This window comes from Variovorax sp. WDL1 (assembly GCF_001541225.1).
Taxonomy (GTDB): Bacteria; Pseudomonadota; Gammaproteobacteria; order Burkholderiales; family Burkholderiaceae_C; genus Variovorax.
Map to the genome: position 1 here is coordinate 14,378 of NZ_LMTS01000068.1, position 10,557 is coordinate 24,934.

The window sequence follows — 10,557 nt, forward strand, 5'->3', positions numbered from 1 at the left end:
GCCGGCGCCATGACCGGGGCCGATGCCTTCGGCGTCACGCCGGACATCATGAACGTCGCCAAGCAGGTCACCAACGGCACCCAGCCGCTGGGCGCCGTGATCGCGAGCAAGGAGATCTACGACACCTTCATGGCGGCTGGCGGGCCCGACTACATGCTGGAGTTCCCGCACGGCTACACCTACTCCGCCCATCCCGTGGCCTGCGCTGCCGGCATCGCCGCCCTGGATGTGCTGGTCAAGGAAGACATGGCCGGCCGCGTGAAGGCGCTCGCGCCGCACTTCGAGGCCGCGGTGCACAGCCTCAAGGGCAGCCGGCATGTGACCGACATCCGCAACTACGGCCTGGCCGCCGGCCTGACCCTGGCCGCGCTGCCCGGCGAGCCGGCACGCCGGCCCTACGAGGTGGCGATGGCTTGCTGGAAGAAGGGCTTCTACGTGCGCTATGGCGGCGACACCATCCAGCTCGCGCCGCCCTTCATTGCAGAGAAGGCGGACATCGAGCGCCTGGTCAGCGCGCTGGGTGACGCGTTGTCGGAAACGGCCTGAGAAGCTTCGACTGACGACCTCCGGCGCCGAGAAGGTCCTCTCGCTGCCCGACATACCCGCCCGCCGTCAGCTCCTTCATCACGTCCAGCGTCATCGACGAGGACCTCCTCCAATCCCGGAAAAACGAAGCGGGGCGGCCTTTGCCCGACGCACGCCGTCACGGCGCAGTACCATGGCCGCGCCATGGCTTGCCCCTCGTGTGGATACGACGTCGACCGCGAGTTCGCCTTCTGCCCGAAGTGCGGGACGCGGCTCGCCACCGCCGCCCCACCTCCACCCGCGCCCGACTCCGACCGCCGCATGGTCACGGTGATGTTCGCGGACCTGTCGGGCTTCACCGAGCTGGCCGAGACGATGGACGCCGAGGACCTGCGCTCGCTGCAGACCGAGCTCTTCGACCAGATGGCCTCCACCATCCGCCGCTTCGACGGCTTCGTCGAGAAGTTCGTCGGCGACGCGGTCATGGCCGTGTTCGGCGCCCCGGTGGCGCACGAGGAAGACCCCGAGCGTGCCTTGCGCGCCGCCCTGCTGCTGCACCGAAGGGCCGCCGCGCTCGGCGAGCGCTGGCGGGTGCGCACCGGCCGGCCGCTGGCGCTGCACATCGGCGTCCACACCGGTCCGGTGGTCGCGGGCCACCTCGGCTCGGAGGGCGACGCCGCCTATGCGGTCACCGGCGACACGGTGAACGCCGCGTCGCGCCTCCAGAGTGCCGCCGGCCCGGGCCAGACCGTGGTCAGCCATGCAACCTGGCAGCTCACCCGGCACGCCTTCGGCTTCGAGCCCCTGGGCGAGCTGACGCTCAAGGGCATCGCGCAGCCGATGGCCGCCTACCGGCTCGAGGCTGCGCTGCATGCGCCGCAGCAGACGCGCGGCCTGCAGGTACACGGGCTCACCAGCGAGCTGGTCGGCCGGGAATCGGAAATGGAGGCACTCCTGCGGGCCTTCGAGCAGATGGGCGGCGGGCAGGGCCGGCTGGTGCGCATCGTCGCCGACGCCGGCAGCGGCAAGACCCGGCTGCTCTCGGAGTTCCTGGAACGTCTGCAGGTGCGGGGCCGGCTGCAGGACGTTGCCCTGCGCCGCGCCGCCTGTTCCCCCCTCGGCGAGCGCGCCTACGGCGTGCCGGCGGCGCTGCTGCGCGACGCCTGGGGCCTGGACACGCGCGATGCGGACGCGAGCGCGCGGCAGAAGATCGCCGCGGCGCTCACCGCCCTCGGCCTGCCCGACGCCGAGATGCAGGCGCTCGCCGCCTGCCTGGGCCACGTGCTGGGCCTGGAGGGCGACGACGCGCACACCCGCTACCTCGACCCGGAGCAGCTCAAGCAGCAGATCTTCTTTGCCGTCCATGCCGTGCTCGATCGCCGGCTGCAGCAAGGCCCCGTGATCATGATCGCGGAAGACCTGCACTGGACCGATGCCGGCTCCCTCGAGCTGCTGCGCTTCCTGCTGGAGCGCCTGCGCGACCATCCCTTCATGCTGCTGGTGACGCAGCGCCCCGCCCCTGCCCTGGAGGCCTGGGCCGCGGACGCGGCGGCGCAGACCGTGCTGCGGCTCGAGCCCCTGTCGGCGCGCCACAGCGACGCCATGCTCGATTCGCTCTTCGGCCCGCGCACCCTGCCGGGCGCCCTGCGGCAGCGCATCGTCGAGCATGCCGGCGGCAATCCGCTCTTCCTGGAGGAGATGGCGCGTGCGCTCATTGCCGACGGCCTGCTCTCGCGCCGGCAGGGGCGGTGGGTCTACAGCTCCGGCACCGCCACGGTGCAGGTGCCGCAGACCATCAACGGCTTGCTGCTCGGCCGCATCGACCGGCTGGCCGGGCCCGTGCGCGCCGTGCTGCGCGAAGCCGCGGTCATCGGCCCGGAGTTCGACGAGACCCTGCTGCGCGGCGTGGCGAGCGCGCCCGAATCCGTGCCGCACGCGCTCGACGCCTTGGTCGAGTCCGGCCTGCTCGCCGCCATGCCCGCGGAGGACGGCCGGGAGTTCCGTTTCCGCCAGGGCCTGGTGCAGGAAGTCGCCTACCAGAGCCTGTTGCTGCGCCGCCGCACCGAGCTGCACACCCGCATCGCCGAGGCGCTGGAGCGGCAGTACGGCGGGGCGCCCCGGCGGCTGGAGGAACTGCAGGCCCTGGCCCACCATTTCCGCCTCGGGTCCGACAAGGTGCGCGGCGCCCACTACCTGAACGCCGCCGGCGACTGGGCACGCGGCACCTACGCCAATGCCGACGCCATCCGCGACTACACCCTCGCGCTGGAAACCCTGGCCCCCGGCGAAGGCGCAGACGAGCAGCACCTGGTCGTGCGCGAGCGCCTGGCCGACGTGCTGGCGCCCGCGGGCCGCATCGCCGAGGCCACCGAGCACCTGGCCGCCGCCCGCGAAGGCCGCGCGCAACGCGGCGACCGCATGGCCGAGGCCCGCCTGCTCGGCAAGATCGCCGCGCTGCGCTGGGAGGCCGGCGAGCGCGCCGAGGCCCGGCAATGCCTGGCCACCGGGCTGGCGCTCGTCGAGGGCGAGGCGCCGCACATCGAGCGCGCCTGGCTCTACCAGCGGATGGGCGAGCTGCTCTTCCGCGACGCCGACAACCGGGGCGCCCTCGAATGGACGCAGCGCGCGCTCGCCCACCTCAAGACGCTCGAAGCGGGCCCGGCCATGAACGAGGAGGAGCGCCGCAACGCGCGCACCGCCGCCGCGCTCGCGCTCAACACCCAGGGCGTGGCCCTGGCGCGGCTCGACCGGCTCGACGAGGCGGTCATCCGGCTCGAGGAGAGCGTGGCGGTCGCGAGCGAGGCCGACCTGCCGCAGGCCGAATGCCGGGCGCTGTGCAACCTCGGCGTGCTCTACAGCTCCAGCCACCCGCAGCGCGCCATCGAGGCCTGCGAGCGCGGCCTCGAGACCGCCCGGCGCATCGGCGACCTCGGCCTGCAGTCGCGCCTCTCGGCCAACCTCGCCGTCGCCTACTGCACGCTGACCAGCCGCTGCGACGAGCGCGGCGTCGGCGCCGCCCATGCCGCCATCGAGATCGACCGCAGCACCGGCCAGCTCGACCACCTGGCCGTGTCGCTCGTCGTGCTGGCCCAGATCTACCAGTGCCACGGCGAATCGGCCCGCGCGCTGCGGCATTACCAGGAGGCCCTGGTCCTGGCCGAGAAGAGCGCCGAGCCGCAGTTACTCTTTCCTTGCTACGAAGGGCTTGCAACCCTGTACCTCGATGCCGATGATGGTGTGCAGGCCGAGCGCTATATGGCGCTCGCCCGGGACATCTGCGATCGCGCGGGCCTCGATCCCGATGCGCTCGTCGTGCTTCCGTTCCTTTGCTGATCCCTCTCGCGGGAAGGAGTCCCTCATATGGCCTCGACGATGCATCCCGTGGCGCCCGGCGAACTGGCGCCGAACTTTGCCCTCCCGGCGGTCGCCGGCTCCGGCATCATCTCGCTCGACGACTATCGCGGGCGCAGCCCGCTCTTCCTCTCGTTGATGCTCGGCCTGTGGTGCCCCTTCTGCCGCCGGCAGCTGGCGCAGCTCGGCACCTTCGAGGACAGGCTCAAGACCCTGGGCGTCGAGAGCCTGGCGGTGGTCGCCACGGCGCCGGAGAACGCGCGGCTGTACTTCAGGTTCCGGCCCACGAAAGTACCTCTGGCCGCCGACCCGGACCTCTCCACCCATCGCGCCTACGGCCTGCCCAAGCCCGAGCCCACGCCGGCCCTGATCGAGGCGTTGGACACGGTGCGCGTCAATCCCTTCGGCGACCTGCCCGAGCCCTTGCCGATTTCGCAGGCGGGGAAGGTGCTGCAGGAGATGGACGGCTACCAGTACACGCCGACCGACGAGCGGGATGTCGAGAAACAGTGGCCGCAGCTGAAGGGCCTCTTCATGATCGACCGCACGGGCGTCGTGCGGTGGGCGTATGTGGAGTGCGCGACGGAGGGGCTGGCGGGGCTTGGAAAGATGCCGTCGGAGGACGAGATCGTGGGGGCGGCGCGGGAATGTTCGGTTTGAATCAGAAGGCGTGCCTGATGCCGAAGTCGTAGCCGATGGAACGGCGAGGCTCCATCCCACCGGTGTTGACGTAGGCGGGCTGGGGCAGGATGGCGGGAAGACTCAGCACCAGCGGAGTGACCCCCATCACCACCGGGTTGTTGTGGCCGTTGCGCACACGGATGCGCGCCACCGACGCATACAACGCCGTGCGCTTGGACAGGTTGTGCACATAACCCAGTGCCAGCTTGTTGACCGAGGCGTCGCTGTCCGGCAGGCCGTTGCCGTTCTTGAAGTTCACCCGCGCAAGCGATGCGCGGATGACGCCCGGCCCCACCGGCACGTTCACGCCGGCCACGAGCCCGTCGTAGCGGTCCGTCAGCCGGATGGGGAGGGCCACGGTGCCATCGCGCACATCGCGCACGCGCGACCACTCGCCGAGGACCTTCACCACCCCGAAGTCGTAGGAGCCGCCGATGTTCAGGCTCTTGATCTTCTCGCCGCCGGGCAGGATGCTGACCAGGATGCTTTCGCCATAACCCAGTGCCACGTCGGCCTTTCCGTCGGTCCAGCCCAGGCGGCCGCCCACGTAGCGCCCGCGCTCCGACGTACCGGTAAGCGAAGTGCTGACCTTGGCGTTCTCGTGGAACGCGTACTGCACCTGGCCGTAGACGCCCGCCAGCCCCGACGGCAGGAAATAGCTGACGGCATTGCTCGTGCGCAGATAGCTGTCGGTTCCGGCGGAGAGCCCCCCGTTCAGGAGCCCGCCGGTGGCCAGCGCCCGCGAAGCCGCCAGGTTGCTGTTGACCACCGCGACCAGATTCGTGCCGACGCCGTTCACGCCGAAGGGATCGAACACCGCGTCGTTCCAGAACGAGGCCGTGTAGTCGCGGCCCAGTCGAACCTCGCCGAAGGGGCCCGACAGGCTCACCGTCGAGCGGCGGCCGAAGTTCGCGATGCCGGAGGCGCCCGAGTCGTTGGCCACCGGCGCTTCCAGCCAGAAGCTCGCCGCCAGCCCGCCGCCGAGGTCCTCGGTCCCTCGAAATCCGATCCTGCTGGAGTTGTAGCCCGAGCTCGACAACACCGTCTGGCTTTGCGTCACCTCCCGCGGCAGCGTCGCGCCCCAGGAACGGCTCTTGACGCTGTAGTGGCTGATGCCGGCATCCACGACGCCGAACAGGGTGAGCGACGATTGCGCCGAGGCAGTCCCCGCGGCGGCGAGCGCGCACAGTGGCAGCACGAGTTTCTTCATGGTTTGTATCTCCTCGAATTGATGGTTGTTGCGCGCTTCAAGCCGAAGCCAGCAAGTGGTCGCGCCAGGCGTCGCGCAGCAGGTTCTTCTGTACCTTGCCGGTTCCGCCCAGGGGGATGCTGTCGACGAACACCACGTCGTCCGGTGTCCACCAGCGGGCGATCTTTCCTTCGTAGAAGCCGAGCAGCTCGTCGCGCGACAGGTCATGGCCGGGCTTCTTCACCACGATCAGCAGCGGGCGCTCGTCCCACTTGGGGTGGCGCGCGGCAATGCAGGCGGCGGCTGCCACCGCGGGGTGCGCCACGGCAATGTTCTCCAGGTCGATGGAGCCGATCCACTCGCCGCCCGACTTGATCACGTCCTTGCTGCGGTCGGTGATCTGCATGAATCCTTCGGCGTCGATGGTCGACACATCGCCGGTCGGAAACCAGCCGTCCACCACCGGGCCCGCACCTTCGCCGCGGTAGTAGCCCGAGGCGATCCAGGGGCCGCGCACCATCAGTTCGCCCGCGGCCCGGCCACCGTGCGGCAGGCGCTCGCCGTCGGCATCGACGATCTTCATCTCCACGCCGAACACCGCGCGGCCCTGCTTGGCCTGGATGGCAAGGCGCTGCGACGCATCGAGCCCCAGCTGCCGCGCATGCAGCCTGCACACCGACCCCAGCGGGCTGGTTTCCGTCATGCCCCAGGCGTGCACCACCTGCACGCCATGGCGCTCCTGGAAGGACTGGACCATCGCGGGCGGGCAGGCCGAACCGCCGATGATGGTGCGGCGCATGGTGCTGAACGTCAGCCCGTTCGCTTCCACATGCGCAAGCAGTCCCTGCCACACGGTCGGCACGCCGGCAGACACGGTGACGCCTTCGGCTTCGAACAGTTCGTGCAGCGACGCGCCGTCGAGCCGCGGGCCGGGGAACACCAGCTTGGCGCCCACCATGCACGCGATGTACGGAATGCCCCAGGCGTTCACATGGAACATCGGCACCACGGGCAGCACGGTGTCGCTGCCGGAATAGCACAGCGCATCCGGCAGCGCCGCCGCGTAGGCGTGGAGCACCGTGGAGCGGTGGCTGTAGAGCACGCCCTTCGGGTTGCCGGTGGTGCCGGACGTGTAGCACAGCGACGAGGCGCAGCGTTCGTCGAACTCCGGCCACTCGAATGCAGGCGAATGGGCTTCGAGCAGGTCTTCGTAGCACAGCAGGTTCGGGACCGTCGTGGAGGCGGGCATGTGCGCCCGGTCGGTCATCGCCACGAAAGCCTTGATGGTGGCCACGCGCGGCGCGATGGCTTCGACCAGCGGGAGGAAGCTGAGGTCGAAGAACAGGATCCGGTCTTCCGCATGATCGGCGATCCAGGCCACCTGGTCGGCGTGCAGCCGTGGGTTGACGGTGTGCAGCACCGCGCCCGAGCCCGACACCGCGTAATACAGCTCCATGTGGCGGTGCCCGTTCCAGGCCAGCGTGGCCACGCGCTCGCCATGCCCGATGCCATGCGCGGCCAGCGCGTTGGCCAGCCGGCGCGCGCGCTGGCCGAGCTCGCGATAGCTCATGCGGTGCAGGTCGCCCTCGACGCGGCGCGACACGATCTCCTGGTCGCCGTGCTGGCTCTCTGCATGCGTGAGCAGGCTGGAGATCAGCAATGGCCGATCCATCATCAAACCGTTCATCGGAAATGCTTTCAGGTTGAAGGCGAATCAGGGCACCAGCACGGTGGACCCGGTGGTCTTGCGCGACTCCAGCGCGCGGTGGGCTTCGGCTGCATCCGCAAGCTGGAACACCTGCTGGGGCTCGCTGACGATGCGCCCGGCCAGCACGTGGCCGAACAGCTCCCGGGCCATCTCCAGCATGTGGGTACGTGGCTGGATGTAGTGCACCATCGCCGGCCGCGTCACCCAGAGGGAGCCCTTGGCGGCCAGCATCTGCGAGTCGATCACCACCGGCCCCGACGACGTGCCGTTGCTCACCAGCGAGCCCCGCGGCTGCAGGCAGTCCAGCGACGCCTCGAGCGTGTCCTTGCCCACCGAGTCGTAGACCACCGGCACGCCCTTGCCGCCGGTGATCTCCTTGACCCGCTGGACGATGTTCTCGCGCGAGGTCACGATGGTGTGGGCGCAGCCGTTGGCCTTGGCGAGCTCGGCCTTCTCGTCGGTGCTGACCGTGCCGATCATCGTCACGCCCATCGCGCGCGCCCACTGGCAGGCGATCAGGCCCACGCCGCCGGCCGCCGCGTGGTACAGGATCGTCTCGCCGCCCTGCAGCGGAAACACCTGGCGGAACAGGTACTGCGCCGTCATGCCCTTCATCATCAAGGTGGCGGCCGTGCGGTCCGACACGCCGTCGGGCAGCGGGATCAGCACGTCGGCCGGCATGACCCGCACTTGCGAGTACGCGCCCTGCGGCCCGATGAGATAGCCCACGCGGTCACCGACCTGGATGTCCGTCACACCGGGCCCCACCGCTTCGACCACGCCCACCGCATCGGAGCCCAGGCCGTTGGGCAGCGCGAGCGGATAGCGCCCCGTGCGGAAGTAGATGTCGATGAAGTTCAGCGCAACGTAGCTGTGGCGCACGCGAGCCTGGCCGGGACCGGGGTCGCCCACCTCGACGTCTTCCAGCTTCAATACCTCGGGCGCGCCCGTCTCGTAAAAGCGAATGGCCTTGACCATGTCTCTTCTCCTCTTTCTCTGGCTTTGCGGTCGGCGCTCAGTTGAGCTTGATGTCGAAGGTCTTGACGATCTCGGCGTTGCGGTCGTATTCCTCCCGCAGTTCGCTCTGTGCCTGCGCCAGCGAGCGATCCGGCATCGGCTCGAAGCCTGCGCCGATCAGGCGCTCGCGCACCGTTGCGTTGGCCGCGACCTTCTGCAGCGTCGCGTGGATCTTCTCGGCCAACGGTGCCGGCATCTGGGACGAGGCGATCACGCCCGTCCAGTTGCTGAAGTTCAGCCCCGGGTAGCCCAGCTCCGCCAACGTGGGCGTGTTGGGAAACTCCGGCATGCGGGTCTTGGTCGCGACTGCCAGCAGCCGCACCTTGCCGCCGGCGATCAGGTTCTTGGAAGTGACGGCCCCGTCGAACATGAGCGGAACCTGCCCGCCCATCAACTGCGCCAGCGCCGGTGCCGACCCTGGGTAGGGCACATGCTGCATGTCCAGCCCCGCCGCCTTGTTCAGGATGGCGCCGGCGTACTGCGATGCCGTTCCCGCGCTGTACGAGGCATAGGACACCTGGCCCGGATGTGCCTTCACGTAGGCGATGGCCTCCTTCGCGTCCTTGGCGGGGAACTGCGGCGAAGCGATGAAGAGCATGGAGGAGAGCGCCATCAGCGAGAGGGGCTTGACGTCCTTGAGCGGATCGAAGCCGCCCTTGAGCACGTGCGGCACCTCGGTGAGCACGTTGCTGGCCGTCACCATCAGCGTCTGGCCGTCAGCCGGCTGCGAGAGCAGGTACTTGACGGCGATGGAGCCGCCCGCGCCGGGCTTGTTCTCGACCACCACCGGCTGGCCGATGTCGCGCGAGAGCTGGTCGCTCACGATGCGCGCCATCACGTCGATGGTGCCCCCCGGCGGCGCCGGGACGATCATCTTGACCGGCTTGTCGCCAAAGGCAGATGCCGAGGCCGGCACCAGCCCGGTGGCGGCGAGCGCGGCACACAGGGCGAGATTGAAAATGCGCTTCATGGGTGTTCCTGTGCCGCGTTCAGGCGGCCTTGCGCAGGAAGCCTTGCTGGCCGCCATTGCGATTGGGTGCAAAGCCATTGGCCAGCAGCGTCTCTTCGACCGTGTCGTAGAACACGCCGATCTTGCAGATCTCGCGCGCCTGCTGCGCGGTCGCGATCGGCCGGCCGAACTCGCCGGCGATGCGCACCAGCTGCTCGATCTGCGCCACCGTGCCGATCTTCGCGGTGCGCGACTGGTTCCACAGGTTGTCCTCGGTGCCGCAGCGCACGTGCAGCCCCAGGGCGATGCCGATCATGTTGATCGGCAGCACATTCAACACCGAGCTTTCCACCGTCAACATCGCGCCATCGGGCACCGCACGCACGAAGTTGGCGAGGTTGTAGATGTTCGGCGCGTCCATCCCGCCGCCGATCGCGACCCAGTTCAACGCCAGCGGCCCCTTGTAGATGCCGCGGCGCATCAGCCGCTCGACCGACTCGAAGCTGTTGATGTTGTAGCACTGGAAGGCGCTCTGGATGCCGGCGGCCGAGAGGCGGCGGATGTGCTCCTCGGCCCAGCCGGGCTGGGCCGGCACCGTCATCTCCTTGTAGGCGTTGAAGACCGCCGGGTCTTCCATCGAAGTGCCCTTGATGTCCCGCGCATCGAACTGCTCCAGGATGTTCATCTGAGAGGTGTTGATCGTCACCGTCACCTGGTCGGGCTTCGGGTCGAGCTCCGCCAGCATGTGGCGCGTGTCGTCGCTCAGCCACTTGGCGGCGGCGCCATCTGTCTCGGGCGCGAAGCTGATGGAGCCGCCCACCTGGATGATCATCTCCGGCACACGCTCGCGCACCCCGGCGATCAGCTCGTTGAACTTCGAAAGCCGCTTCGAGCCCTTGCCGTCCAGCTCGCGCACATGCAGGTGCAGCACCGTGGCGCCGGCCTCGTAGCAGTCCACCGCCTTCTGGATCTGCTCTTCCATCGTCACGGCGATCTCGCCGGGAAAATCCGAGGGCACCCACGACGGCGCGTAGGGCGCGGCCGTGATGACCAAGGGCTGCTGGTTTTCGGGGAACAGGTGTCCGTCGAGGAAGTTCATTGAATGCTCCGGGGAATGTCGGGGGGGGGGGAATAAGG

The 10,557-nt window shown here is 69.2% G+C and carries 8 protein-coding genes; 3 read left to right on the forward strand and 5 right to left on the reverse strand.

Annotated features, from left to right (window positions below):
* The 3 genes from APY03_RS43515 to APY03_RS09220 form a co-directional block, all read left to right on the forward strand.
* A partial coding sequence (locus tag APY03_RS43515) for an aminotransferase class III-fold pyridoxal phosphate-dependent enzyme (RefSeq protein WP_232324208.1) occupies positions 1 to 546 on the forward strand: 546 nt, incomplete at its 5' end.
* 183 nt (positions 547 to 729) lie between these two features.
* Complete coding sequence (locus tag APY03_RS09215) at positions 730 to 3,858, forward strand: adenylate/guanylate cyclase domain-containing protein (RefSeq protein ID WP_068676051.1); 3,129 nt, start codon at positions 730 to 732, stop codon at positions 3,856 to 3,858.
* A gap of 27 nt (positions 3,859 to 3,885) precedes the next feature.
* The gene (locus APY03_RS09220; RefSeq protein WP_068676053.1) at positions 3,886 to 4,536 is read left to right on the forward strand and encodes a redoxin domain-containing protein; all 651 of its coding nucleotides are present in this window, start codon (positions 3,886 to 3,888) and stop codon (positions 4,534 to 4,536) included.
* 1 nt (position 4,537) lies between these two features.
* Here APY03_RS09220 and APY03_RS09225 read toward each other — a convergent pair whose 3' ends face one another.
* The 5 genes from APY03_RS09225 to APY03_RS09245 are packed head-to-tail and all read right to left on the reverse strand — an operon-like array spanning position 4,538 to position 10,519.
* Positions 4,538 to 5,767 carry a porin gene (locus APY03_RS09225; protein ID WP_068676055.1) on the reverse strand — a complete coding sequence of 410 codons (1,230 nt, stop codon included), beginning with the start codon at positions 5,765 to 5,767 and terminating at the stop codon, positions 4,538 to 4,540.
* Between the two features lie 37 nt (positions 5,768 to 5,804).
* Entirely contained in the window at positions 5,805 to 7,433 is a 1,629-nt protein-coding gene (locus APY03_RS09230) for a 3-(methylthio)propionyl-CoA ligase (RefSeq protein ID WP_068676057.1), read from the reverse strand.
* 27 nt (positions 7,434 to 7,460) lie between these two features.
* The gene (locus tag APY03_RS09235) at positions 7,461 to 8,432 is read right to left on the reverse strand and encodes a quinone oxidoreductase family protein (protein ID WP_068676059.1); all 972 of its coding nucleotides are present in this window, start codon (positions 8,430 to 8,432) and stop codon (positions 7,461 to 7,463) included.
* A gap of 37 nt (positions 8,433 to 8,469) precedes the next feature.
* Positions 8,470 to 9,441 carry a Bug family tripartite tricarboxylate transporter substrate binding protein gene (locus tag APY03_RS09240; RefSeq protein WP_068676061.1) on the reverse strand — a complete coding sequence of 324 codons (972 nt, stop codon included), beginning with the start codon at positions 9,439 to 9,441 and terminating at the stop codon, positions 8,470 to 8,472.
* Between the two features lie 19 nt (positions 9,442 to 9,460).
* Positions 9,461 to 10,519: a 3-keto-5-aminohexanoate cleavage protein gene (locus tag APY03_RS09245; protein ID WP_068676063.1), complete on the reverse strand. Its 1,059-nt coding sequence runs from the start codon at positions 10,517 to 10,519 to the stop codon at positions 9,461 to 9,463.
* Positions 10,520 to 10,557 lie beyond the last annotated feature (38 nt).

Excerpts from the sequence above, each read along its gene's own strand:
- APY03_RS09215 (WP_068676051.1), top strand. The coding sequence starts at position 730 with ATGGCTTGCCCCTCGTGTGGATACGACGTCGACCGCGAGTTCGCCTTC.
- APY03_RS09245 (WP_068676063.1), bottom strand. The coding sequence starts at position 10,519 with ATGAACTTCCTCGACGGACACCTGTTCCCCGAAAACCAGCAGCCCTTG.
- APY03_RS09230 (WP_068676057.1), bottom strand. The coding sequence starts at position 7,433 with ATGAACGGTTTGATGATGGATCGGCCATTGCTGATCTCCAGCCTGCTC.
- APY03_RS09235 (WP_068676059.1), bottom strand. The coding sequence starts at position 8,432 with ATGGTCAAGGCCATTCGCTTTTACGAGACGGGCGCGCCCGAGGTATTG.
- APY03_RS09225 (WP_068676055.1), bottom strand. The coding sequence starts at position 5,767 with ATGAAGAAACTCGTGCTGCCACTGTGCGCGCTCGCCGCCGCGGGGACT.
- APY03_RS09240 (WP_068676061.1), bottom strand. The coding sequence starts at position 9,441 with ATGAAGCGCATTTTCAATCTCGCCCTGTGTGCCGCGCTCGCCGCCACC.
- APY03_RS09220 (WP_068676053.1), top strand. The coding sequence starts at position 3,886 with ATGGCCTCGACGATGCATCCCGTGGCGCCCGGCGAACTGGCGCCGAAC.